The organism is Hufsiella arboris, assembly GCF_009834875.1.
GTDB classification, from domain to species: Bacteria; Bacteroidota; Bacteroidia; order Sphingobacteriales; family Sphingobacteriaceae; genus Hufsiella_A; species Hufsiella_A arboris.
Genome location: NZ_WVHT01000003.1, coordinates 105,545 through 132,106, shown reverse-complemented (window position 1 = coordinate 132,106; position 26,562 = coordinate 105,545). Strand labels below are relative to the sequence as shown.

General features: G+C 42.5%; 21 protein-coding genes. 13 read left to right on the top strand and 8 right to left on the bottom strand.

What is annotated here, in order from left to right; genetic code table 11:
* The first annotated feature begins 3 nt into the window (after positions 1 to 3).
* Entirely contained in the window at positions 4 to 960 is a 957-nt protein-coding gene (locus GS399_RS07555; protein ID WP_160844015.1) for a toast rack family protein, read from the top strand.
* Positions 960 to 1,568, top strand: coding sequence for an RDD family protein (locus GS399_RS07550; RefSeq protein ID WP_160844014.1), 609 nt, complete (start codon positions 960 to 962; stop codon positions 1,566 to 1,568). Before GS399_RS07555 ends, GS399_RS07550 begins: the two co-directional genes overlap by 1 nt.
* Before the next feature lies 1 nt (position 1,569).
* On the opposite strand, the gene GS399_RS07545 is transcribed toward GS399_RS07550, so the two are convergent.
* The 7 genes from GS399_RS07545 to GS399_RS07515 all read right to left on the bottom strand — a co-directional run bounded on the left by GS399_RS07545 (position 1,570) and on the right by GS399_RS07515 (position 9,310).
* Positions 1,570 to 2,538: a glycoside hydrolase family 43 protein gene (locus tag GS399_RS07545; RefSeq protein ID WP_160844013.1), complete on the bottom strand. Its 969-nt coding sequence runs from the start codon at positions 2,536 to 2,538 to the stop codon at positions 1,570 to 1,572.
* An 88-nt stretch (positions 2,539 to 2,626) separates the two neighbouring features.
* Positions 2,627 to 3,961, bottom strand: a complete 1,335-nt coding sequence (locus GS399_RS07540) for a TldD/PmbA family protein (RefSeq protein ID WP_160844012.1) — start codon at positions 3,959 to 3,961, stop codon at positions 2,627 to 2,629.
* Positions 3,962 to 4,026: 65 nt separating this feature from the next.
* Positions 4,027 to 5,661, bottom strand: coding sequence for a TldD/PmbA family protein (locus GS399_RS07535; protein WP_160844011.1), 1,635 nt, complete (start codon positions 5,659 to 5,661; stop codon positions 4,027 to 4,029).
* Between the two features lie 114 nt (positions 5,662 to 5,775).
* Positions 5,776 to 7,488 (bottom strand): GMC oxidoreductase, encoded by a 1,713-nt coding sequence (locus GS399_RS07530; RefSeq protein WP_160844010.1) that lies wholly within the window; start codon positions 7,486 to 7,488, stop codon positions 5,776 to 5,778.
* Between the two features lie 90 nt (positions 7,489 to 7,578).
* A complete protein-coding gene (locus tag GS399_RS07525; RefSeq protein ID WP_160844009.1) occupies positions 7,579 to 8,232 on the bottom strand; it encodes a YceH family protein in 654 nt (217 codons plus the stop codon).
* A 50-nt stretch (positions 8,233 to 8,282) separates the two neighbouring features.
* Positions 8,283 to 8,654 (bottom strand): lipocalin family protein, encoded by a 372-nt coding sequence (locus GS399_RS07520; RefSeq protein WP_160844008.1) that lies wholly within the window; start codon positions 8,652 to 8,654, stop codon positions 8,283 to 8,285.
* A 32-nt stretch (positions 8,655 to 8,686) separates the two neighbouring features.
* Positions 8,687 to 9,310 (bottom strand): DUF4159 domain-containing protein, encoded by a 624-nt coding sequence (locus GS399_RS07515; RefSeq protein ID WP_160844007.1) that lies wholly within the window; start codon positions 9,308 to 9,310, stop codon positions 8,687 to 8,689.
* 139 nt (positions 9,311 to 9,449) lie between these two features.
* On the opposite strand from GS399_RS07515, the gene GS399_RS07510 reads away from it, so the two are divergent.
* The 9 genes from GS399_RS07510 (at position 9,450) to GS399_RS07470 (ending at position 22,762) form a co-directional block, all read left to right on the top strand.
* On the top strand, positions 9,450 to 10,439 hold the full coding sequence (locus GS399_RS07510; RefSeq protein WP_160844006.1) for an AAA family ATPase: 990 nt from the start codon (positions 9,450 to 9,452) through the stop codon (positions 10,437 to 10,439).
* Positions 10,440 to 10,448: 9 nt separating this feature from the next.
* A complete protein-coding gene (locus tag GS399_RS07505) occupies positions 10,449 to 11,327 on the top strand; it encodes a DUF58 domain-containing protein (RefSeq protein WP_237487900.1) in 879 nt (292 codons plus the stop codon).
* A gap of 7 nt (positions 11,328 to 11,334) precedes the next feature.
* Positions 11,335 to 12,810 (top strand): BatA domain-containing protein, encoded by a 1,476-nt coding sequence (locus GS399_RS07500; RefSeq protein ID WP_160844005.1) that lies wholly within the window; start codon positions 11,335 to 11,337, stop codon positions 12,808 to 12,810.
* The gene (locus GS399_RS07495) at positions 12,807 to 14,936 is read left to right on the top strand and encodes a DUF4175 domain-containing protein (RefSeq protein ID WP_160844004.1); all 2,130 of its coding nucleotides are present in this window, start codon (positions 12,807 to 12,809) and stop codon (positions 14,934 to 14,936) included. The genes GS399_RS07500 and GS399_RS07495 overlap by 4 nt, the downstream gene beginning before the upstream one ends.
* Positions 14,933 to 16,702, top strand: a complete 1,770-nt coding sequence (locus tag GS399_RS07490) for a hypothetical protein (protein ID WP_160844003.1) — start codon at positions 14,933 to 14,935, stop codon at positions 16,700 to 16,702. Before GS399_RS07495 ends, GS399_RS07490 begins: the two co-directional genes overlap by 4 nt.
* Positions 16,703 to 16,776: 74 nt before the next feature.
* Entirely contained in the window at positions 16,777 to 18,414 is a 1,638-nt protein-coding gene (locus GS399_RS07485; RefSeq protein WP_160844002.1) for a TldD/PmbA family protein, read from the top strand.
* Between the two features lie 28 nt (positions 18,415 to 18,442).
* Complete coding sequence (locus GS399_RS07480; RefSeq protein WP_160844001.1) at positions 18,443 to 19,777, top strand: TldD/PmbA family protein; 1,335 nt, start codon at positions 18,443 to 18,445, stop codon at positions 19,775 to 19,777.
* 22 nt (positions 19,778 to 19,799) lie between these two features.
* Positions 19,800 to 21,116, top strand: a complete 1,317-nt coding sequence (locus GS399_RS07475; protein ID WP_160844000.1) for a TldD/PmbA family protein — start codon at positions 19,800 to 19,802, stop codon at positions 21,114 to 21,116.
* A gap of 11 nt (positions 21,117 to 21,127) precedes the next feature.
* Positions 21,128 to 22,762 (top strand): TldD/PmbA family protein, encoded by a 1,635-nt coding sequence (locus GS399_RS07470; protein ID WP_160843999.1) that lies wholly within the window; start codon positions 21,128 to 21,130, stop codon positions 22,760 to 22,762.
* 110 nt (positions 22,763 to 22,872) lie between these two features.
* Here the strand turns inward: GS399_RS07470 and GS399_RS07465 are convergent, their stop codons facing one another.
* Positions 22,873 to 23,187, bottom strand: a complete 315-nt coding sequence (locus tag GS399_RS07465) for an HPF/RaiA family ribosome-associated protein (RefSeq protein ID WP_160843998.1) — start codon at positions 23,185 to 23,187, stop codon at positions 22,873 to 22,875.
* A gap of 181 nt (positions 23,188 to 23,368) precedes the next feature.
* Between GS399_RS07465 and GS399_RS07460 the strand changes: the two genes are divergently transcribed.
* Positions 23,369 to 25,708, top strand: a complete 2,340-nt coding sequence (locus GS399_RS07460) for a TonB-dependent receptor (RefSeq protein WP_160843997.1) — start codon at positions 23,369 to 23,371, stop codon at positions 25,706 to 25,708.
* Between the two features lie 4 nt (positions 25,709 to 25,712).
* Positions 25,713 to 26,525 carry a DUF4249 domain-containing protein gene (locus GS399_RS07455; RefSeq protein ID WP_160843996.1) on the top strand — a complete coding sequence of 271 codons (813 nt, stop codon included), beginning with the start codon at positions 25,713 to 25,715 and terminating at the stop codon, positions 26,523 to 26,525.
* Positions 26,526 to 26,562 lie beyond the last annotated feature (37 nt).

Genomic DNA, 26,562 nt, shown 5'->3' with positions numbered 1-26,562 from the left:
ATTATGAAAACCGAGAAAATAGTATGGGGCTTAGTCCTCGTTTTTATAGGAGGCATTTTGCTGCTTTCAAACTTTGGAGTTATTAACTTTTACTGGCGCTCAATCTGGCAATTTTGGCCACTGATATTAATTATCATTGGCGCGAATATGCTCTTTTCAAGAATGAATTCGTCCGTAGGTCCGATAGCTGCTATATCCATAACAGTTTTAGTATTGGGGTTTTTAACATATCAGGGTTTAACGAAACGTTACGAATCTGCTAAATGGTACAAGTTTCGTTACGATATGAACGACGATGATGACGATGAACACGACAACTGGGATTCCACCAAAACTTCGAATACTAATTTTTCTGAACCGTTTGCCAATACTCCACGTGCGGAGTTAAATATAACCGGTGGCGCAGTAGAATATTTTATAAAGGACACGACAAATAATTTATTTGATGCAGACGTTAAGCAAAAAGGGCAGGCGAGATATTCATTACAAAAAATATCGGGTGACTCACTAGACGTGCTTAACTTCAAAATGAATGATAAAAAGAATTTTCATTTCGGTGACGACGGCGACAATGATGCACATATCAGATTAAGTACCAAACCAATTTGGGATATCAATTTAAAAATGGGAGCCGGCGAAGCAAACTTTGACCTCGTACCATATAAAATTCGGAATCTTACTTTGAAGGGCGGTGCTGCTGAGTTCAATGTTAAGGTAGGTATGCCTCAAGAAGCCACCACATTAAGTGCAGAAACCGGTATGGCCGACATTAATATATCTATCCCGAAAGAAGCTGGCTGCAAAATTACAGTTCAAACAGGGTTGAGTTCCAGGACCTTTGACGGTTTTTCCAAACAGCAGGATGGAACATACGTTACTTCAAATTTCAATACTTCGGCAAAAAAGATATTTGTTAACTTGAAAGGCGGTTTGTCCGATTTTGAGGTTAGCAGATATTAATGGATAAAGAATATTTTATTGTTGAAGCAGGGAGGCCAAAAGGGCCCTATACATTCGAACAACTTCGTGAACTATCAATCCATCCCGGTACTTTTATTAAGCATACCGGGATGGATGATTATAAAGAAGCTCATGAACTTGAAGAACTTCGCAGTTTGTTCGGCTTCAAAAAAATCATTTCGGCCCCACAGTACTTTGCCACATTGGATGTGCGTTTGCTCGCAGTTGTAATAGATATATTTCTTGTAACCTTCGTTTACGCTTTGATTGCACTGGTGCTTGTTTCAATGGTTGACGAGAGAGAAAAACAAATAGCTATTGCCGCAGCGGGAATAGCAGTGATTCCACTAATCAAATTGATTTACGCCACAGTTATGGAATCTTCTCCGAAGCAAGGAACATTTGGAAAAAGCTGGATTCGTATAAAAGTATGCGATGATGAAGGTGGACGACTTAACACGGGAAAAGCTTTTTTCCGCAATCTCGCCAAGATACTATCATTCGCCACGTTTGGCATTGGTTATTTGTCAGGCTTTTTTAACCGCAAACAAAAATGTCTTCACGATATTATCGCCGGAACCATGGTTATAAAAGACCGGCTGATATGATCTATTTAGCTGATTTAACACCCTCAGAAGTCATCTGTACCTTTTTTATACTGCCATCTTTGTTGTAATAGAGATAATCAATACACACTGAACGGTGGAAACTTCCGGCATCGGGAGTTAATGCCCCGTTGTGATAAACGAAATATGATTTTCCCTTAAAATCGATGATAGCCTGGTGATTTGTATTAGAATTTCCCGCAATTTCATTTAAGATGCCTTTGTATTCCCACGGGCCATTGATGTTTTTACTCATTGCATAAGCGATCTTTTCCGGGAACTCGTAAGCATAGGAAAGGTAATACCAGCCATTGTGTTTATGAATCCAGGGAGCTTCGGTAAAATGCGGAAGATCAATCGTCTTTATCGGCCCGTCTAGCTCGGTCATATTACTTTTTAACTTGGCGTAATTACAAACTGTATTTCCCCAAAAAAGATAAGCCTGACCATCATCGTCTATTATGACTGAAGGATCGATATCATCCCAGCTGATCTTCGTCTGCGTAGTCATGTCATTTGTAATCAAGGCTGACCCTCTTGCATCTTTAAATGGCCCTATCGGACTGTCGGATATAGCAACGCCAATCGCTTTACCGGGGATGCTGCCATGTTCGACGGCTACATACCAATAAAATTTACCGTTTCGTTCAATGACCTGCGAGGCCCAGGCGTCGTCCTTCGCCCATTTAAAAGCGGATACATTCATTGGAACGGGATGCTCAGTCCAGTCAAGCATGTTTTCCGAAGAGAAACAAAGCCATTCGTGCATCACATATCCATTCTTGTTTTTTGGGGCTTCGTCATGTCCGGTATATAAGTAAACCTTGTTTTTAAATACCATCGCAGCCGGATCAGCAGTATACTTATGGCGAATTATCGGATTGCCGGTTGAGTGAATAATTGTGTCAGTTTGCGATGCTTGTGCCGAGCTAACTGCAATAAATGTGAAAAAGTAAAACAGATTTTTAATCATTTTAAGACTTCAATTGGGATTATAAATGTAAAAAATACAATTAATAACCAAAGTGTAAAAAAAGCAGGCTTTCGCCCGCTTTTTAAAGTTATACAGCGTCGGAAAGCGACGTGAAAGTGAAATCCCGGATTTTCATTGGAGGAATCATCGCGTGAGTATTTGACTCACCGCTCACTGTCCTTTCCGGTTTACCCAGAGCCTCCAGGTTATTAAGCATAATAACGGGGCTTTCGTTGAACCGGAAATTCTTTACAGGGAATTTAATTTGTCCATTTTCAATATAGAAGGTACCATCGCGGGTAAGCCCGGTATATAATAATGTTTGCGGATCTACCGGACGAATATACCACAAACGGGTAACTAAAATCCCTTTTTCAGTGCTCTTGATGAGGTCTTCCAGGGAAGATGTGCCGCCTTCCATAATGATTCCGTCTGGCGCTGGTGTTGCTTTTACACCTTTCTTTTGCGCCCAATAACGGGAATAGGAAAGATTTTTTACTACGCCCTTATCAACCCACACAACCTTTTCCTGTGGGCGGCCGTCGCCATTCCATGGGCTGGTTGGAAGATTTGGATTTTGAGGATCAGAATAAATCGTTACTCGCTCGTCTACAAGTTTTTGCCCAAGTTTGGTTTTACCTCCCGGCAGACTGAGGAAGCTGCGGCCTTCGTCGGCGGAACGCGCGTCAAGTGCATAGTAGAGGTTTTCTAATAGTACAATGCCGGCGGAAGGTTCCAAAATCACGGTATATTTACCTGGCTCGATTGCTTTTGCCGCTGAAGATCCGGATGCTTTTTGAGCAGCTATCCTGGTAGCGGAAGCCACGTCTAACTGGTTTACATCGTTGTACCCCTTTGATGCATAGCCGGAGCCTTTTCCATCTTTTGTTCTGACAGTTACATTGAAGTTAACATTGGTCGATGTGTTATAAGCAAAAAGCCCGCTTGAATTCATCATTGCGCTATAACCTGCGCTGTTTTCCCAAAATCCAGCTGCGATCAGGTTGCTGTCTTTGGATATTTTTAAGCTTTTTTCTACTGCATCAGCGCGAAGTTTTGGGTCGATATCGGCTGTGCTCTGTATAAAGGTTTTTGACTCGCCATATTTCTGCGGGCCAAGATTTGGCACAAATTCTGGATTTTCCGGCGCTAGTTTTGCCAGTTCTTCCGAGCGGCGTACAACTTTTTCTAATGACGCATCGTCAAATTCATTGATCGTTGCAACGCCCATTTTCTTTCCGAATGATGATTGTACAACCAGGCTGCTTTGACTTACACCACCGCTTGTGGTAACGGAGTTACGTGCGTAACGTACATTGCCGCCGTCGGTGCTGCTTAAATTTACTTCGCATTCATCGGCTTTTGAATAGCTCAATACTTTTTTTAATAGGGCATGAGCCTCATCTTTAGTTAAAATTGCCATGTCAATTTCTTGTTGTGTGGAGCATCAACGCTGTTTGCGTTTATATATGCTGATAAACAATTAGATTAAATTTTACGTCCGGTATTAATTACGTTAACGCCATTGAACCTTGCCGTTGACGAGCCGTGAGATACGGAGCTGATTTGTCCCGGCTGGCCCTTACCATCAAAGAAAGAGCCGCCTAAGCGATAGTCACTTTCGTCGGCGATCGCAGTGCATGAATTCCAAAATTCCTGAGTGTTTGACTGGTAGGCAACGTCCTTCAACATGCCGACAATTTTACCTTGTTTGATCTCGTAATACAACTGACCGCTGAACTGAAAATTGTAACGTTGCTGGTCAATTGAAAATGAATTGTCACCAATGATATAAATCCCTTTTTCGACATTTTTAATAATGTCCTGAACGCTCTTTTTTTCTTTTCCGGGCTGGAGTGAAACATTGGCCATACGTTGGAATTGAACATCGCTCCAGTTGTCCGCATAACAACAGCCCTGCGATTGCTTCAGGCCAATAATGTGTGCCTGATCGCGAATTGCCTGATAATTCACCAAAATGCCATCCTTAATAAGATCCCATTTTTGAGTGCCGACACCCTCGTCGTCGTAGCCAACCGCTCCAAGAGAACCAACCTGCGTTTTATCAGCGACAATGTTTACCAGCTTGCTGCCGAAATTGAATTTTTTAGTTTCCCATTTATCGAGTGTGAGAAAACTTGTGCCCGCATAATTTGCTTCGTAGCCAAGCACGCGATCCAGTTCTGTTGGATGCCCAACCGATTCATGAATGGTAAGCCATAAGTGTGACGGATCAAGGATCAGGTCGTATTTTCCCGGCTCGACCGATTTGGCTTTCATTTTTTCGCCCAGTTGTATCGCGCCCTGCTTAGCATCTTCCAGCATATCATAGCGATTCCGATACAATGTTGTCAAGCCTTTTATTTTATCTTCCGGACGGGCATTGAGGTATTCATAACCCATTCCAACCGGTGAACTAAGGGCGTTCCTGGTTTCAAATTTTCCGGTTGCCGAATCAATTTTCGTGAGAAAGAACGTAGGCCATATACGATGTACATCCTGATCGATATATGATCCATCTGTGGAAGCAAAATACTTTTGCTCGTTTACCAGGAATAAAATAGAGTTAATATAGTTTGCCCCGTTTTTTAAAGCCGCATCATTTACAGAAAGCAGCAAATCAACTTTCTCTTTAATCGGAACTTCAAAAGCATTTTTTTCTATCGGCGCTTTCCAGCTAACCTCGCCGTAACCTTTTTGTGGTGCAAGCTGAACAGGCTCGGTTAGAAGTCTCGAATTCTCTTTGGCTATAGTCACCGCCAGTGCCGCCGCCTTGGCAATGCTGTCATTGTCGAGTTTGTCAGTAGCGGCAAATCCCCAGCTACCGTTCGCAATCACACGAATACCCATGCCATACGATTCGGTATTGACAATGTTTTCAACTTTGTCTTCACGGGTAACGACATATTGATTAAGGTAACGGCCTATGCGTACGTCAGTGTAGGTTGCACCCTTTCCTCTGGCGGCATTAAGCGCAACATCAGCCATTTGTTTTTTAAGCGCAACATCGACGGGCTCGAGTGCGGCGCCTAATGGTACAGGATTACCGAAGATCGGGATGGATGGCATCATGCTGGCGCCGATTCCCATTCCCGATAGGTAAAGGAAGTCTCTTCTTTTCAAGTTGTTTTAGTTTTAAGTTTCTACTAAATATAGAGATTAGACGTTAAAAAAAGTTACAACGAAAAGAATATTGATTCTTATTCCAAGATTACGCAGTGCTATTTTAAATTGACATTAAATATTTCTGCTTTTCAATTCCGAAACCGCAAAATCTGCTGCCCTGGCGGTTAATGCCATGTAGGTTAACGATGGGTTTTGGCATGCAGACGATGTCATACATGCGCCATCAGTAACAAATACGTTTTTTGCGTCCCAAACCTGGTTGTGCTTGTTGAGTACTGACGTCTTTGGATCGTTACCCATACGTGCAGAACCCATTTCGTGAATTCCATCGCCAATATGGTGCCCTGAATCCCAGGTACGGATATTCTTTACACCGGCGCTCTCGAGCATGGCTTTCGCTTCCGAAACAATATCTACGCGCATTTTCTTTTCGTTTTCTTTCAATTCAGCGTCCATGGCCAATACAGGCAAACCCCATTTATCTTTTTTGTTCTTATCGAGATAAATTCGATTTTCATGATAGGGCAACAGTTCACCGAAGCCGGTTATACCTATTTGCCAGCCTCCGGGCTCGGTAAGAGCGTCCTTGTATGCCGCTCCGATGCTTAGCTCAGCAACATCACGGCTCCATCCGTCACGCGAAGCGCCGCCTTGGTAACCGAAACCGCGTAGATAATCGCGTTTATCATTAAAAAGATTGGCGAAACGCACAATGTAAAGGCCATTGGCACGCCTGCCATACACATATTTATCTTCATAACCTTCAACACTGCCGGCAGCGCCAAGGTTGTAATGATGGTCCATAATATTGTGACCGAGTTCGCCACTGCTGCTGCCTAAACCTTCAGACCAAACGTCAGTTGCAGAATTCATCAGAACCCACGCACTATTTAATGCTGACGCATTTACAAATACTATTTTAGCGTAGTAAGTATAAGTTTGATTGTTTTCGGCATCCAAAACCTCAACACCTGTCGCTTTGCGCGAATCCTTGTCGTAAAGTATCTTAGTAACGATCGAGTAGGGACGAACCGTCAGATTTCCGGTAGCTTTGGCGGCCGGTAGGGTAGACGACTGTGTACTGAAATAGCCGCCGAATGGGCATCCTTCCCAGCAACGATTTCGGTACTGGCATTGGGTACGGCCGGGAACAGGCGCCGTAAGGTTGGCTGTCCGTCCAATAATCATATGACGGTTGCCGTTGAAATGTTTCTTTATTCTTGCGGCAACGTCCTTCTCAACGCAATTCATTTCCATAGGCGGCAGGAAATGACCATCGGGTAATTGCGGAAGTCCTTCCAGTGATCCGCTGATACCAGCAAACTTTTCTACATAGTTGTACCATGGCGCCAAATCCTTGTATCGTATCGGCCAGTCGATGGCCCATCCATCTTTGGCGTTTGCCTCAAAGTCGAAATCGCTCCAGCGGTAGCTTTGTCGTCCCCAAAGAATGGACCTACCGCCCAGTTGATAAGATCGCCACCAATTAAATGGCTTTACTTCTGTGTAGGGGCAGTCAGCATCATTCGCCCAATAATCGATAATTGGTTCCCTAGCACCCCAGTTTCGGGCAATGATGCCATGTTGTTCTTTTTGCTGTTGCGTGATATTTCCCCGGTGAGCGAACTCCCAGGGGTTTTTTGTGGCCGATTTATAGTCTTTGATATGTTCAAAGTTTCTTCCGCGTTCGAGCATAATCGTTTTCAGACCCTTTTCGGCCAGCTCCTTCGCGGCCCACCCGCCACTTATTCCCGAGCCAATTACAATGGCGTCGTAAGTATTTTGTGTTTTACTTTTGGTATTCAGGTTAACGTTGTCGATCATACTGGTTTAAACAAATTGGTTAGTGAATTTGCTGAGTGCAAACGTTTGTTTAAATATAGAAATTATAATTAACCGACGTAGTATTTTGAATTATCCCATTAACTCTTTCATGAGTTTCTCGAAAGCTTCCTTCAATTCGGCCAGTTCAGTTTCAACTTTTGATAACCGGTTTTCAATATCCGATTTATTTGAAATATTAGTTTCTTCGGCAAATTCGGTGGAATCAAAGTCCGGGGTACCGCCCAACAAGTGAGTATACCTGATTTCTTTTTGACCCGCACGCTTAGGAACCTGGATAATGTATTTTGGATCGGAGAAAGATAGTTTTTCCAGAATTTCCTGAACTTCCTCAAGCGATTCGAATTCGAACAGCCGGCCGGAGTTTGAGTTAATTTCTCCGGGGGTAAGCGGCCCCCGCAATAAAAGCAGGCAAATAACTGCAATCTCGGCCGGAATAACCGGATAGACAATTGCAAAGTTGTGCTTGTATTTAACGGCACGACTAGCGCCTCCAGTAACGGTAGAAATAAGTCCCTTCTTTTTGAGCGAATCTAGCGCGGTAACTACCGTACCTTCATCGTAACCGACAACCGGTTTCCGCGAGGACTTCTGGTTACAAGCTGTGACAAGGCTGTTTAAAGTTAAGGGATAGTATTCAGGCGTCGTTTTACTTTTTTCCATCAGCGAGCCAAGTACCCGCTGTTCTTCCGCGCTTAAAACCGGCAGCGATTGTGATGTTTCCATGCGCTAAAGATAAAAATCAATTAGCAATGGTGTAAAACGTGTTTGTTTAATTACTGCTTGACGTATTGTTGCCAGCAGCCCTCATAACATGCTAAATTGTTCAAAGTCAGTGTCGATTTTTGTATTGTATACAGGTAACGAAACGTTCTGCCATCCTTTCCAGTTATTTCAACGTTTTTATCGTCGATGATTTTATAACTAGTATAGGCGTCGTTATTAGAAATACTAAAATCAACGTTGAATTTAACATATATCTTTTCCGAAACAGGCTCGTACTTTCCACTTCCGTTGCCAGGATCTGCATAAGAGGCTACCAGTTTCCATTCTCCTTTTAAGGGATTATTAGGGTCAACGGCATCTTCTTTGCAATTCGTTAATAAAAAGCCGCAAACAAGTAAAATAGTTGTAAAAATATTTTTCATAATTATTGTTAGTTTTTACTAAGGTAATTAAATTAACTGTTCATTGCGTACACAATTATATTAACGCCGAATTTTGTATTGTCCTCTGCCAGGAAACGTTTGTTTCTAAAGTCGTAATCCCATTCGCATCCATAATCTTTGTTGCTGTATAAAACACCGATCCTGCCATTAACCGTTACCGCTTTTAAGTATTCATGAACTAGGTCGTCACCCCAGCCATTTAATTCAAACGATGTATTTGGCGGCCCTTTCTCGAATTTGAAAAAAGAGCTATAGATAGGATGATTGTTAGGAATCTTTTTTAATGCTTGTGGCCCAAACAGCAGGTTCATCTGGCTTTCGAATGATTTTGCGAAAAGTCCGTCGATATCGTGGTTGCAGTCATCTACGAAAACAAAACCACCGTTTTGAACATAGTGTTTGAAATTAGCCGCCTCCTGGGAGTTAAACTGTACGAGTTTATGGCCACTTAAATAACAGAATGGAGCTGAGAAGATATCATTACTGCTTAGATCAATTACGCGTTCTTGCGTGTTTACAGGGATTGTGGTGTATTCAATCAGTGAATTTAATATATTGGACGGCATACGCTGATCTGTATCCCAGTCGCCTGATTGGTATCTTAAGCGGGTAAACGTAAATTTTGAACTTCGCACTGCACTAAAATATTAGAAATTGCTAATTAAAACACTTGATTTTTTATTATTCCTGTAATTTTTATGCTACTTGTTCATCATAATAAAAATTAATGTTTTTTATTTCTATTTTTCTCAATCAGAATTAAAACGAAGCGGCTTGGAAATCACCGAAAATAACATTCAACCATTATTAGGAAAATTAAGCGCCTTAAAAAGTGAAATTCAAAAGGTAATTGTCGGGCAAGACCAGGTTTTGGACGAAATTCTGGTTGCCCTTTTGGCCGGAGGACATTGCTTGCTTGAGGGTGTGCCCGGTTTAGCAAAAACTCTAATGGTCCGGACTATGTCACAAGCGCTGCATTTATCTTTCCGGCGAATTCAATTTACCCCGGATCTGATGCCAACCGATATTGTAGGCACTGAAATCCTTGAAGAAGACCACGCAAGTGGGAAACGGTTCTTTAAGTTTAATAAAGGCCCCCTGTTTGCGAACATTATTTTGGCTGATGAAATAAATCGTACGCCTCCTAAAACACAATCGGCATTACTGGAGGCAATGCAGGAATTTGAAGTGACGTACGCCGGACAGACGTATCCGCTTGAAAGACCGTTTTTTATTCTTGCAACTCAAAACCCAATTGAACAGGCTGGAACTTATCCCTTACCGGAAGCGCAGCTTGACCGGTTTCTGTTATATGTTAAAATCGGCTATCCGACAGCCGAGGAAGAAATCAATGTGCTTAGCTCGACCACCGGCAATAAAAAAGTGCAGGTTAATCCGATAATCGGCGGTGAGGAAATTAGGCAGTTACAGTCCTTAGTGCGCGACGTTACTATAAATGAAGACTTAATTCAATATGTGTCCAGAATTATTCGTGCGACCCGGCCGGATACAAGCCCGGTGAGTTATGTAAAAGAATGGGTTAGGTGGGGAGCGGGGCCTCGTGCCGGACAAGCCCTGATATTGACTGCGAAAGCTCGTGCACTTTTCAAAGGAAGGTACGCGGTAATTCCTGAAGATATTCAAAACATGGCTTTTCCAGTACTTCGTCACCGGATATTGATGAATTTTAAAGCCGATGCAGAAAACGTGTCTTCGGATATGGTTACTGCTGAATTGTTAAAAGCCATTAGCAGAAACGCCTAAGTTTTTATTATGTCTGCATTGCTGGATCCTAAAATATTGATGTCGATAAAAGACCTTCAACTGAAGGCAAAAACGACTGTAAACGGGTTTTTAAACGGCATTAATAAAAGCACTGTCAAAGGTCCGGGAATGGAATTCAGTCAGTATAGAAGTTATCAGCCAGGTGACGATCTCCGGCAGCTTGACTGGAAAATGTTTGCCCGTTCCGACCGTTATTACATTCGCGAATCGGAGGTAGAAACTAATATTTCAGTCAGATTACTTGTTGATGCAAGCGCTTCAATGAATCATGAAGATTCCGGGTATAAAAAAATAGATTACGCCAAATACCTCGCAGCATCTCTCGCATATCTTGCAAATCTGCAGGGAGATGCGCTGGGGCTTTATATCTTTCAGGAAGACAAGTTGTTTTCATTACCAAGCCGTCAGGACTTTCAACATCTTTCACGCTTATTACATCAGCTTGAAACAGTAAGCCCTGAAGGTAAATTTACAAAGCCACTTGGTTACAGGGATATTTATGCAGGGTCTCAAAAAAGAGAATTACTGATCTTCATAACCGATTTGTACCAGGAAGACAACGAGCTGTATCAACTTATTGATGCGCTGAATTCATTGAAGCATGAAGTTATTGTCTTCCATCTTCTCGGACGAAATGAGCTGGAGCTGGATTATAAAAATTATTCAGCAGTACAAGATCTGGAAACCGGTGAAATATTGCCGTTCAGCAGCCAGTCGGCAAAGAAATACCGGGAGAACCTGGAAGCTTACCTTGCTTCCGTTAAAACTTATCTGCTCGATCGGCGCGTTTATTATCGTTTGTTAATAACGGATCAACCAATAGACCAGGCGCTGCGTGATTTTTTAAACCAGCGCAGTAAATCCTAACGATCAATTGTTTCAGCTGATTAACCCCATATGGCTTTTTACCCTTGCCGGAATTTCGATTCCGGTGATTATCCATTTATGGAACGTCAGGCAAGGAAAAACGCTTAAAATTGGTAGTATCGCTTTTTTAAAAGAGAACTCGAGCGCTAGATCACGAAAAATTAAATTAAGTGATCTGCTGCTGCTATTGCTAAGGTGCCTACTGGTGGCATTGCTTGCCCTTTTTTTAAGCTATCCGATCTGGAAACAAAAAGAGGCTTTTAAAAAAGCTCATGGCTTGATTTTTATTAAACCAGGGCAGTTCCGAGCAGCATACGAAAGCCACAAACAAACTATTGATTCACTTTTAAAATCCGGGTATGAACTGCACGAGTTCGCCATTGGATTTAAAAAGGCTGATTCTTCCCTGTTGGTTCGGGAGCCTTCGGAACAAAAGCTAGAAAAACCTGTTGCTTATTGGCAACTGGCTAAAGCTGCTGATATACAATTTCCAGGAATTGAAAAAGTCATTTTTACGAATAGCAGGCAAAATCAGTTTGGGTGGAAGCGGCCGGTTATTCACTCAAAAATAAAATGGTACACATTTGCAGCATCTGATAGCTCTAAAACCTGGATCAGCGATGCTTATCTGACTTCAACAAACGGAATTAAAGTTATAACTGCCAAAAGCGACAGTGAAGGAGTTAGCTATAAAACAACTAGTTTAAGTAGTAACACGCCTGATAAAGAAATTAATCTATCTTATCAAAATGGCCTACCTCAGGTTTCGCGTATAGATAATTCAACGCTTTTTGCCGTTGATACATCTACGTTGAAAATTACTATTTATAGTGATTTAAATAAAAGTGATGGCAATTTTGTGGCCGCCGGTATCCAGGCTTTCCAAAAAATCAGCGGGCGGCGTATAAAAGTGACAATGGCCAATACCGTCCAAAAAATTCCTGCTAATTCAGACTGGCTGTTCTGGTTATCCGATTCGAAACTCTCAGAAAGAAAAATCAAAAACATCTTTTGTTATGCCGGCGAGAAAATAGTTAACGACCATGATTTTGTATTTTCAGAAGCAGTGCCGGATTTTCTCCCTGTCAAATTATTCAAAATTCGTCATCACGATGATGTCGCCGGAGAAGATATAAACTGGACAAATGGGGTTGGGAGGCCGGTTCTAACGAAAACCATCGGCAGCCAGACGGTTTATCGTTTTTATTCGCGCCTCGATCCGGAATGGAACGATTTAGTTTGGGTTAGTCAGTTTCCTGATTTTATTGCCGGTCTGTTGCAGCCCTATAAGTCGGTAGCCCCCGCCAATGATATTCGTAAAATTAGTTCAGCACAACTACAGCCAACCTTTTCGGGTGTTGATACCCACGAAAACAAATTGGTTGATGAGAAAAAGACAGATCTGCAATTCGCATTTTGGTTAGCTTTATTATTGCTTTTTGTAACCGAACGGATGCTCGCTAATAAATTAAGTGCCAGATGACACATTCGACTAACGATATCATCCAAAACTGGAAAACCGCGTGGAGATTTAAAAATCTCTTAACCGGCGTTTTGTTGTGCGGCGCGGTATCTTTTGCAATTTTTATCATTTTACGACGCTTTATTTCGGTTCCGTCAGCGGCATTTTTTGTTGTTTTTATTTCCGGCTTCGCATCATATATCTTCACTTATCCTTTCTGGAAAATAAATAACAGGTTTATCACCAGTTATCTGGATGTCAACTTCCCAAAACTGGAAGAAAGCACTGCGTTATTACAAAAACAAAAGGAAGATATGAGCCTGTTGGAACGGTTGCAGTTTCAAAAGGTTTATAGTGAAATTGATCAGATAAACAGGCCCGCCAAATTTTATCTGCCGGAACGATCTGTGTTAATTATCAGCAGCATTGCTATTGTTTTAGGACTTATTTTGCTAAAAACAGCGACCCTTCGTTCAACTCCGGGATCGCCCATGATACAACATCAAAGCAATCAAAAAAAGGAAACCATTCTGCCAGAAATTGAATCGAATTACGTTGTTGTTACACCCCCATCCTATACTGGAAAATCACTTAGCAAACAATCTGAATTCTCGCTGCAAATCTTATCAGGATCGGTTGTCAGATGGACTGTTAAAACAAATGAAGAAGTAAAAAAAGTGGCTTTTTTATTTAATACAGGCAAAGTCAGCAATCTAAGGAAAACTTTAGCCGGCGAATGGACATTCACAGAGAAATTTACTAGAACCGGATTTTATCAGCTAAGTATCAACGGCAAGCTTTCCGATTTTTACCAGATTGAAGTTGTTCAGGATAATGCGCCGTTCATAAAAGTAATCAAGCCGAAACCTTATTCGATGATTGATTTTGGACAGCCTGAAAAAGTTGCAACTCAGATAACCATCTCGGATGACTATGGGATCAGCAACGCTTATATTTCGGCGACTATAGCAAGCGGAAGCGGAGAGGCCGTGAAGTTTAAGGAGCAGCAGCTCAGCTTTAATACAGGTTTTTCTGCATCAGGGAAATCCTATGATCTTCTTAAAATAATTGATCTTAAATCACTGGGTATGGTTCCTGGTGATGAGCTTTATTTTTATGTAAAAGCGGTAGATAATCATCAACAGGAAAGCCGGTCGGACGTTATGATCATTTCAATTGCAGATACCGCTCGCCTGATGAGTATGGACGGTATGGTAACAAGCCTCGATGTAAAGCCGGAGCTGTTTAGAAGCCAGCGCCAGATCATTATTGAAACCGAGCAGCTGTTACGGAGCAAAGACACTATCAGCGCGGCCGATTTTAAAAAGAAAAGCAATGATCTTGGCATCGACCAGCAATTGCTGCGCCTTCGTTACGGAAAATTCCTTGGCGAAGAAAACGAAAATTCGATCGGAGAGCATGATCACGGCGATGAACACCACGAAGATGGAGCGAATGAAATTGGAAACGCTGGCGCTATTATGGACGCGTACGCTCATAAGCATGATCAGGCGGAAGATGCAACGTTCTTCGAACCCGAAACAAAAAAGCAGCTCAAAGAAACACTTACCCAAATGTGGAATTCCGAACTACGGCTCAGAACATTTAAGCCTGCCGAGGCGCTTCCATATGAATACAAAGCGCTGCGGTTATTAAAAGACCTGCAGCAAAAATCCAGGGTTTACGTTGCCAAAACGAGTACCAAGCTTCCGCCATTAAAGCCGGCGGAAAAGCGATTGACGGGAGATTTGAGCAAGATAACGGATCCAATAATAAAAAATCAAATTACCGAAAGCGGATCATTAACTGCGATGGTGAGAAAAGCATCCGAAGCGCTGCAAAGATTACAGCAAAAAAAGGCCTTACCGAAACAAGCTTATGCATCTTTAAGGGAATTCAATGTTTTGCTGACGGAAAAGGCAGGAACACAGCCATCCGTTTATCTTCCGGCCGTTGCGTCATTGCGAAGGATCATCGGTTTTGCCGGGCAGCCTTATAAAATATCTTCCGTTGATTTTATTATTGCAGAGCAGGCTTTACAAAAAGCTTTATCTCCGGCGGCCAGCATTCCCCAACGCGATGCGGATAAAGCAGATGTGAGTTTGTCCAAAGAGTACTATAAATCGCTAAGCAGAATGAATCCATGAATCAAACAATGATCATCCTGTTTTTTTGTGCGTTAGCATTTGTGCTGTTGTTGATAAAAGAGATCAGACGACAAAATAAAGCGCATCTGATTTGGCGTATCATAGCAACTTTTTTTGCGATCGTAAGTTTGGCTCTTCTCATTGTTCCGTCTGTTCGATCAAAAAAAAATGCCTTAAAGCGTGAAAAAGCTGCGATTTTACTAACGCCAAATTTCAATAGGGATAGCGTTCTTAAATTTCTGATGCAGCAACCCGACTCAACTCCGGTTTTTTTTACCGACGAATCATTAGCTGACAGCAAGAATGTTCCTGGAAAGTATTATCCGGGGATTAGTTACTTTTTGGCAGCCAACCCATTAGTCAATAAGGTAGAGATATTTGGTTCAGGCCTAAACAACCATGAATTAGTTGAGCTGGATTCAATGCTAATCAGATTTCATCCGGCTTCAAATATCAGCGGGTTTCAGCAAGTCAACTGGAGAAGGGATTTGAAACAGGGAGACATATTGACGTTAGCTGGTTTATATGAAAATGCCGAAGCAAGACCTGTAAAATTGGTGTTAAAAGCATTAAATACAACTGTTGATTCAACAGAAATTGCGGCAGGTAAAACCGGAATTTTCAAACTTCAATACCGGCCCAAACAAACCGGTCTTGTTAATTGGTTGGTTTATGCTATTTCTGGAAACGACACACTTAGCCGTAATCCGGTACCATTTATTATCCATCAGCCTCAAAAAATAAATGTACTGATGCTCTTTTCTTCTCCGGGATTCGAGTCGAGATTTCTGAAAAACTGGTTGGAACAAAATGGTTTTGGCGTGGTCGTAAAAACGCTAACCAGTAAGGGTAAATTCAATCGGAATTATTCAAACCTCCGATCTTTCCAACCAGACAAACTTAGCAGAGCTGTGCTTGACAGCTTCGATGTAGTGATAGCAGATGCTTTTCAACTCGATCAGTTAAACGGGAGTGATGTCAGCGTTATCCAAAATGCTTTATTAGAAAATGGCACCGGCCTTATTGCGCTGACCGACACGGCTTGGAAAAACGGCCCGTTTAATAAGTTCAAATTTACCAATGGCGCTCCGCATCAGGAACTGTCTTTGTCTTTTCGAAATGAGAAAGCAAAACTTCAGGTTGAACAGTCAATGTTTATTCAGCCTCAAAGCGGATCGCAACCGTTGGTCACTGATGCGAAACAGCGAATTGTGGTAAACAGCAAGCTCCACGGCAGCGGTAAATTTCTTGTAACTACGCTTTCAAATACCTATTCATGGATGCTGAGCGGTGATAAAGAAACTTACACGTCTTTCTGGAGCTATTTGATTGAAAATGCCGGGCGAAAAATAACCTCCAAAGAGAACTGGTTTATCGACAAATATCCCAGAGCAAATCAGTATACAGTTATAAAAACGAGCGGTCAACAGGTTCCGATTTTTAATTTTTATTCACAGCCCATATTTTTCAGCCAAAAAGCGCAGCTTCCTATTAGTTATGAATCGGTGATCTGGCCAAAAGAGGCAGGCTGGCAAAAAATCGCCGGCCAGGACGTTTATGTTTTTAGCGAAAATGACTGGAAAGACTTGATTGGTTCAAAAAACAATGTCAATTATAAACCAAGTATTGGTTTTATCGAGTCAAAAACTAATCGGGAGATTAATTCGACATCAAAATATTCGACATTTCATATTTCTCCTTTACTGTTGCTAGCTATTTTTTCGATTTGCTGCGTTTTTCTGTGGGTTGAAACAAAATTGTTATAAAACCCTAAAACACTTCTTTTCAAAAATTTATACTTTAAGCCTTTATTTAAAATTAGCTTAGGGAGAAAACTTGAATGAAAAGAAGAGACTTTATTTATTTGTCGGGAGTTGGCTTTGGCGCCCTCATGCTCCCAAACATGGAGCTTTTCGGAAATCCGATTGATCCGCTTGCCGCATTAAACGACGGCATGGATGTAGGCCTGAAAAAGCAAATTGCCGACATTGCCATGAACGCTGCCAAATCAAAAGGGGCTACCTACGCTGATGTACGCATCGGCAGATACCTTAACCAGTTTGTGATAACACGTGAAAACCGGGTTCAAAATGTTGCTAACACCGAATCATTCGGTGTCGGAATTCGCGTTATTGCAAATGGCTGCTGGGGTTTTGCTGCAAGCAACAATGTAACCAAAGACGAGGTTGCCAAAACTGCAGAACGTGCGGTAGCTGTTGCCAAAGCTAACGCCAAAATTCAGGGTACGCCGGTTGAACTGGCGCCGCAAAAGGGCTTTGGTGAAGTTAGCTGGAAAACGCCGATTGAAAAAAATCCATTCGAGGTCCCTGTACAGGAAAAGACCGATTTATTGCTTGCTGTAAATGCGGAAGCGAAAAACGGCGGTGCCAATTTTGTTAACTCGATGCTCTTCTCGATCAATGAACAGAAGTATTTCGCATCAACTGACGGTTCCTATATCGACCAGGACATTCACAGGATTTACCCAAGTTTTGTGGTTACTAAAATTGACAAAACCTCAGGCAAATTTCAAACCCGGCGCTCGCTAAGCTCTCCGATGGGAATGGGCTATGAATACCTTACGCCAAAAGAAGAAGAAAAAGTAAAAGGAATCGTAACACGGTATAAGCAACGTTACGACATTATGGAGGATGTTAAGAATGCAACGAAAGACGCGGCCGAAAAGATATCCGCCAAAAGTGTTGAGCCTGGTAAGTATGATCTCATTCTTGACCCGTCGCATTTATGGTTGACCATTCATGAATCTGTCGGCCACCCAACGGAACTTGACCGCGTGCTGGGCTACGAAGCCAATTACGCAGGCACAAGCTTTTTAACACTTGATAAATGGCAATCGAAGAAATTTAATTTCGGAAACAAGCTCGTAAATGTGGTTGCTGATAAAACTCAACCAGGTTCGTTAGGCGCTGTAGGCTATGACGACGAGGGCGTGCAGTGTGGTAAATGGGACTTAATCAAAGATGGCGTTTTGGTAAACTATCAGGCTATCCGGGATCAGGCGCATATCATTGGACTGGATCATTCGCAGGGATGTTGTTATGCCCAAAGCTGGCAGGATGTCCAGTTTCAGCGAATGCCTAATGTGTCGCTTCAGCCAGGCAAGGAAAAAAGAAGTGTTGACGATATGATTAAAAATGTAGAAAAAGGAATATATATCGTCGGCGACGGATCTTTCTCGATCGACCAGCAACGCTATAATTTTCAGTTTGGGGGGCAGACTTTTTATGAGATCAAACAAGGCAAGATCGTTGGAATGTTAAACGATGTCGCTTACCAGGCAAATACACAGGAGTTCTGGAATTCATGTACTGACCTTGCTGATGCAAGTGATTATCGTCTTGGAGGGGCTTTTAATGACGGAAAAGGTCAGCCTGGACAATCAAATGCAGTATCGCATGGCTGTCCAACGACTCGTTTTAACGGGGTGAATGTTATTAATACGGCTCGTAAAATTTAGTGCTCTTTACCTTTTTAGCTAACAACACATGGCGATTTTAACGAAAGAAGCTGCACAAGCGCTTCTGAAAAAAGTTTTAACCTATTCCAAAGCTGATGAATGCGAAGCCACTTTATCCGGAACGGAAGGTGGAAATATACGATATGCCCGCAATGCAGTTTCAACTGCCGGCGATGTCAGTACTTTAAACTTGTCGGTCTCTTCAAGATTTGGCAAGAAAAGTGCTTTTTCAACGATTAATGAATTCGATGATGCTTCTCTGCAAAAAGTGGTAAGCCGTTCGGAAGAGCTGGCTAAACTGGCGCCGGAAAATCCTGAAGTGATGCCGATGCTCGGCCCATCAGATTTTAAGGAAGCAATAACCTATGTTCCCGCAACCGCGGCCATGACCCCCGACACACGGGCCGAACTGGTGAGTAAAAGCATTATCGCGGCAAAGGAGGCCAAGCTTGAGGCCGCAGGTTTCCTGGAAAACAGTAACGGATTTACAGCCGTAATGAACAGTAAAGGATTGTTTGCTTATAACAAATCTACCGACGTTATTTTCTCAGTGACGACACGTAACCAGGCAGGGACAGGTTCAGGATATGCAGCCCGCGGTTTTAATGATGTAAACAAGCTTGATACATTGACAGCAACTAAGATTGCCGCTTCAAAAGCAAACGGATCGATAAATGCTAAAGCTATTGAGCCGGGAAAATATACCGTTATCCTGGAACCTGTTGCCGCAACGTATATGCTCGAAAATATGTTTCGCGGATTTGACGCACGCAGTGCTGACGAGGGACGAAGTTTCATGAGCAAGCCAGGCGGCGGAACACGTTTGGGCGAAAAATTAATGGATGAGCAGGTTACAATTTATTCCGATCCGTTTAACCCGGATATGCCGGCTCCTACCTGGAACAGTGAAGGTCAGCCTTTAGAAAAAATTAACTGGATCGATAAAGGAGTAGTTAAAAATCTCGCTTATTCACGTTACTGGGCGCAACAAAAAAATGTTAAGCCGGTTCCCGGCCCCTCGAATGTGATTATGCAGGGCGGAAGTGCTTCTTTGGAAGAGCTTATCAAAAGCACAGAGAAGGGCATTCTTGTTTCGCGACTTTGGTATATCCGCATGGTCGATCCGCAAACATTACTATTAACCGGACTTACACGCGACGGTACATTTTACATTGAAAACGGCAAGATCCAGTTCCCGATAAAAAATATGCGGTTTAATGAAAGTCCGGTTATCATGCTTAACAATATCGAAGCACTTGGTAAAGCGGAACGGAGCATCAGTGTTGAATCGTACCGGAGTTATTTGATACCGCCGATGAAAATCCGGGACTTTACATTTACTTCCCTTTCAGATGCGGTTTAACAAATTACCAGATTAAAGAATTATGGCGATCCTTAAAAAAGAAGAAGCTCAGGCACTACTAAAAAAAGTTTTAAACTACTCAAAAGCCGACGCATGCGAGTTGGGCCTTGAAGGCAGCACAGGTGGAAATATTCGTTACGCCAGAAATGCTGTATCAACGGCGGGCGAAAACAGCAGCATGAGCCTGGAAGTAAGTTCGACCTACGGCAAAAGGACCGGTGTGGCAACAATAAACGAATTCGACGATGCATCATTGGAAAAAGTAGTCCGGCGTTCTGAAGAACTGGCTAAACTCGCACCTGAGGACTCGGAATATATGCCACCTCTGGGGCCGGAAAATTTTACTGAATCAATAACTTTCAATAGCGATACAGCAGCAATCAATCCTGAAAAGAGAGCCGAGGCGGTAGCTCAAAGTTTGCAGATAGCGAAAGACAAAAACCTGGAAGCAGCAGGCTTTCTTGAAAATTCGACGGCGTTCCGGGCGATTATGAACAGCAAAGGACTGTTTGCATATAACAGCTCAACAGATATCGATTTTTCTGTAACGCTACGAACCAAGGACGGAAAGGGATCAGGCTATGTCAACGTAAGTTACAATGACGTAAGAAAATTTGACCCTAAAACCCTGAGCACTGTAGCAGCAGGTAAAGCTTTAAGTTCTGTCAATGCTAAAGCGATAGAGCCCGGCAAATATACCGTGATCTTAGAGCCGTTAGCAGCTGCTGACATGCTTGGCGGTTTGTTCAGAGGTTTTGATGCCCGCAGCGCAGAAGAAGGCCGAAGTTTTATGAGTAAAAAAGGTGGCCAGACACGTTTGGGGGAACAATTGTTTAATGAAAAAGTAACCATTTACTCAGATCCTCTTAACGCTGAGCTGCCTTCAGCAACCTGGAATAATGAAGGGATGCCCTTGAAAAAAACAATTTGGGTTGATAAAGGCGTTGTGAAAAATCTCAGTTATTCGCGTTACTGGGCGCAGCAAAAAAATGTAAAACCCCTACCTGGCGCTTTTCGTGTTATCATGGAAGGGGGCACCAAATCCCTGGAAGACCTGATAAAAGAAACTGAAAAAGGCATCCTGGTTACCAGGTTTTGGTATATCAGGATGGTCGATCCGCAGACTGTGCTGCAGACAGGCTTAACACGCGATGGCACATTTTACATTGAGAACGGCCAGATCAAATATCCTATCAAGAATTTTCGTTTTAATGAAAGCCCGGTCATCATGCTGAATAATGTTGAGGAGCTGGGTAAGCCGGTCAGAAGCGGTAACATCGTGGTGCCGCCAATGAAAATCCGTGATTTTACTTTTACCTCGTTGTCAGACGCTGTTTAACTTATTAAGAAATGAAAAGAAGAAACTTTTTATACCTGGCTGGAATGGGAGTTGGCGCTACGATGATGCCTGATATCTCAGCGTTGGGAAAAACAGTTCCGCTGGATTATTTGCCAGAGCCGGTTGATGCCATACTGAAGAAAAAAATGGCCGATATCGTATTAAATGCGGCGCGATCTAAAGGCGCTTCATACGCTGATGTTCGTATTGGCCGATATTTAAACCAGTCGATTTCGACAAGGGAAAACCGAGTACAGAATATCGCTAATACGGAATCGTATGGAATGGGGATTCGGGTAATCGCAAACGGCTGCTGGGGATTTGCGTCGACCGACAAGCTGGATAACGACAGCATTGCAAAGGCAACAGAGCTGGCAGTACAAATTGCGAAGGTGAACGCAAAGCTTTTGACAGAACCGGTACAGCTTGCTTCGCAAAAAGGCTATGGAGAAGTAAGCTGGAAAACTCCGATTGAAAAAAACGGATTTGAGATCCCGGTTAAGGAAAAGGTCGATCTGTTGCTTGGAGTTAATGCCGCTGCGAAAGAAGGTGGCGCGAGTTTCATTAACTCAACCTTATTCCTTATTAACGAACAGAAATATTTTGCATCGACAGACGGGTCGTACATTGATCAGGACATACATCGAATATGGCCAACGTTTACAGTCACCAAAATTGACAAATCAAACGGCAGTTTTCAAACACGCGATGCGCTTAGTTCGCCAATGGGTATGGGATATGAATACATGATCCCGGACGAAAACGAAAAAATTAAAGGGCTGGTAACGCTCTACAAAAAGCGTTACGACATGATCGAAGATGCGAAACAGGCTGCGGTTCATGTTGGAGAAAAATTGCAGGCAAAACCAGTTGAACCAGGTAAATATGACCTTGTGCTTGATCCGACTCATCTGTTCCTTACGATTCACGAATCTGTCGGTCATCCCACCGAACTAGATCGGGTATTGGGTTACGAAGCAAATTACGCAGGAACCAGCTTTCTGACACTTGATAAGTGGGAATCCAAGAAATTTAATTTTGGAAGCAAACAGGTGAATATCGTTGCAGATAAAACACAATCAGGATCGTTAGGTGCCGTAGGGTATGACGATGAAGGCGTAAAGTGCGGCAAGTGGGATCTGATTAAAGACGGCATTTTAGTAAACTATCAAACCATCCGTGATCAGGCACATATTCTTGGCCTCAATGAGTCGCAGGGTTGTTGCTATGCGGATAGCTGGAGCAGCGTTCAGTTTCAGCGAATGCCGAATGTTTCGCTTCAGCCGGGTAAAGCGCCGCTTACGTCTGCAGAAATGATAAAAGGCATAGACAAAGGTTTATATATGCTTGGCAGAAATTCATATTCCATCGATCAGCAGCGCTATAATTTTCAGTTCAGCAGTCAGCTATGTTATGAGATTAAAGCCGGGAAAGTTGTCGGCATGGTTCGGGATGCAGCTTACCAGGCGAATACCCAGGAGTTTTGGAATTCATGTGCTGGCTCTTGTGATGAGAAGGACTATCGTTTGGGCGGATCCTTCTTTGACGGGAAGGGGCAGCCGGGCCAGATCAGCGCGGTGTCCCATGGCTGCGCTACCACCAAATTCAGCGGCGTAAGTGTAATAAACACCGGAAGAAAGATTTAACAAATCAGCTGTTATTCACTTGTTGAATGATACCAAAACAGAAAATGCTGGTCATTCAGGCCAGCATTCTTTTTGCGTTGGAATTTGTTAACGAATGATCAATTACTGAACTAGTATTGTTTTAGTTTCCCGATTGCGCTGTCCAGGGCATGCTTTAATTTAGAAACAGCCGCACTAACTGCTTCATGCAATGTGCCGGATTGTGCAGTTACAGCAATTGGTTGTAAGCCTTCAACTCTTGCCTCCAGCATGCATCGTTTATCATCTGTTCCTTTTTTATCACTGTTTTCATCGCTCATGTGGACTTCGAGCCGTGTTATCTGGCTTGAAAAACGACTAAGCGCATCCGCAAGAACTGACTCGTAGTGGGCAGCCATTTGCTGCCGGCCTTCAATATTATTGTCGGTGTTTATTTGAATGATCATATTATTATGTTTTGTGAATGATAACAGGTGCCGCAGCTAAAAGTTGTCGGTTTAAGCGGTATGAATTGTATCAGTCTGAGAATCTGTCTTATTTTGTTTTGATATTTACCCGCATTGCCGATTTAAAAATAATATCCTGAATACAATTTTTATTTTTGCTGCGTTACTAAGCTATAGTTTAATGCCGTTTAATTTGAGATTTCTCCGATACTTATTACCATTACTTTTTATTTCTTTTTCTAATTTTTTAACGGCCCAGGAGCGTTATACAGTTAGTGGAACAGTCCGTGACAAGTCAACGGGTGAAACATTGATCGGAGCCACAGTTACTTTAAAGGATTCTGCAACGTCAATAAATACTTCGACAAATTCATATGGTTTCTTTTCTCTCACTGTAAAGCCGTCACAATACGACGTTTTTATTAGCTACGTGGGATATCAGACAAGCCAGCAAAAAATTTCACTTAATAAATCGACCGCGCTCAGGATTGAGCTGGCTTCATCTTCCGAACTAAAGGAGGTAGTAATTTCTGCAAAGAATCGCCCGGGAGAAAATATCCGAAGTCCGCAGATGGGCCTGGATAAGCTGGACATGAAGACAATATCCAGCGTTCCCGTTTTGTTCGGTGAGAAGGATATTCTAAAAACGATACAATTATTGCCCGGAGTCAAATCCGGTGGAGAAGGTAATACCGGTTTTTTTGTTCGTGGCGGCGCAGCTGATCAAAACCTCATTTTGCTTGATGAGGCAACTGTTTATAACTCTTCGCATTTGCTTGGATTTTTTTCCACTTTTAATTCAGACGCTATTAAAGATGTAAATCTTTATAAAGGCGGTATGCCGGCGCAATATGGTGGACGCTTATCCTCCGTTCTGGATGTGAAAATGGATGATGGTAATTCGAAGAATTTCTCGGTGCAGGGTGGCATCGGGTTAATCGCTTCGCGCCTGAAAGTTGAAGGCCCGATCGTTAAAAATAAGTCTTCATTTATGATCAGCGGACGCCGAACTTACCTGGATCTTCTTTTAAAAGCCTCACCGGATCCCGACCTGAAAGGGAATACGCTTAATTTTTACGACCTAAACGCTAAGTTTAACTATCGGTTTGACGATAAAAACACGGTTTATCTTTCCGGTTACTTCGGCCAGGACAACCTGGGGATAAAAAATCTTTTCGATAACGACTGGGGTAATTCAACAGCAACGCTGCGATACAACCATTTATTCAACGACCGGCTTTTTTCTAATACCTCGGTAATCTACAACAAATACAATTACAATATCCGGGTGTTCAGCACCAACAATAATTTCACGGCGAAGTCTTTGATCAGGGACTATAATTTAAAAGAAGATTTACAGTATTACGGTAATAAGCATATTCTCCGGTTCGGTGTCAACGCGCTTCATCACCGGCTGCAGCCATCGGATATTGAAACCACGGGCCAGTCGAGCGTTAATTCTCAATCGATCGAATATCGTTATGGACTGGAAGGCGCTGCCTATGTGTCGGACGAGTGGCAGATCACCAATTGGCTGAACGTGCTTTATGGAACACGGTTTAGTTCGTTTACTGTGTTAGGCCCGGGAACATTTAAAACTTATGATGGAAGCGGATTTCCTGTAAGCACTCAAACTTATGATGATCACGAATTTGGAAAGTCTTATTTTTACCTGGAACCGCGAGTCTCAGCTAGCTTTAGTATGAATGATCAGAATTCAATTAAGCTATCATACAATCGTAACACTCAGAATATCCATATTCTTAGTAATTCGGGGTCCAGTACGCCTACAGACCAATACGTTTTGTCAAGTAATAATATCAAACCAGAATTGGCAGACCAAGTGTCAGCGGGCTATTTTAAAAATCTTGCTGGCAATGCCTGGGAGTTTTCGGTGGAAACCTATTATAAGTGGCTGCAAAATCAAATTGACTACCGTGATGGCGCACAGCTGATTGCCAACGCTGATGTGGAATCCCAGCTATTGTACGGCAAGGGAAGATCGTACGGTTTAGAACTATATGCAAAAAAAAATGCAGGCAAATTGGTTGGTTGGATCAGTTATACGCTTGCCCGAACAGAACGGAAATTCGATAAAATAAATAATGGTAATTACTTCCCTGCCCGGTACGACAGGCTTCATGATCTATCCGTAACAGGCGTTTACAACCTCAGTAAACGCTGGAACTTTGCTGGAAGTTTTATCTATTCAACGGGAAATGCGGTTACCTATCCAGCTGGGAAATATGAAATCGGGGGCATGACAACGTACTACTATACCTCACGTAACGCCAATCGCATGCCTTATACCAGCCGCCTTGATTTAAGCGCGACACTAGAAGGTAAAGAGAATAAAAAATTCCACTCTAGCTGGTCGTTCGGAGTTTATAATGCGCTAAACCGGAAAAACCCTTATTCAATCAGTTTTCGTGATAGCGAAACAAAACCAGGAACAACCGAAGCTGTGCAGGTGGCGTTATTCGGCATTATTCCATCTGTTACCTGGAACTTTAAATTTTGATATAATGACAAACGTAATAAGATTATTGGCGTTCTGCCTCGCAGTACTTGTATTCAGTTCCTGTGAAAAGGTGATTGATGTAGACGTAGATCAATCAGGCTCACAGTTAGTGATCGAAGGAAACCTGAGCAATATCATGGCAACACAAAAGGTTAAAATCAGCCGTTCAGTTATGTTTACCGACAGCAATAATTTCCCTGCCGTTTCAGGAGCAAAAGTTACGGTTACGGACAATCAAAAAAACATAATAACTTTCCGGGAGAACTCTCCGGGAATTTATTCGGTAACATACAGAGGTGTTCCAGGTCGCACTTACACATTGAACGTCGATATAGAAGGGCAAACTTATACAGCAATTTCAGTTATGCCGTCCCCTGTGAAACTTGATACGTTAAGTTTAACCGACATTAGCTTTGGAAGTCGAAAATATGACGGTGTTATCGCACAATACCATGATCCTGCAAAAACGGCCGATCAATACCGTTTCCTGTTATCGATCAACGGCAAACAAAATAAACAGATTTTTGTGGCAAACGACCGGCTAACTAACGGAAATAAAATGCTTACCGAGCTTTATCCAGGGTTTTCGGATAACGATGAAGATGAACAGGAATTTAAACCCAGAGACAGCATTGTGGTAGAAATGCAATGTATCGATCCAAATGTTTTCACGTACTGGTACACATTACAAAGCCAGGAAGCACGCGGTCCCGGCGGCGGAGTTACACCGTCAAATCCGCCTTCAAATATCTCTAATGGCGCTTTAGGTTATTTTAGTGCCCATACTGCATCTGCGAGAAAACTGATAGTCCAGTAAACTGATTGACTGTTTTTAAAACAAATGCCTGCGTTTA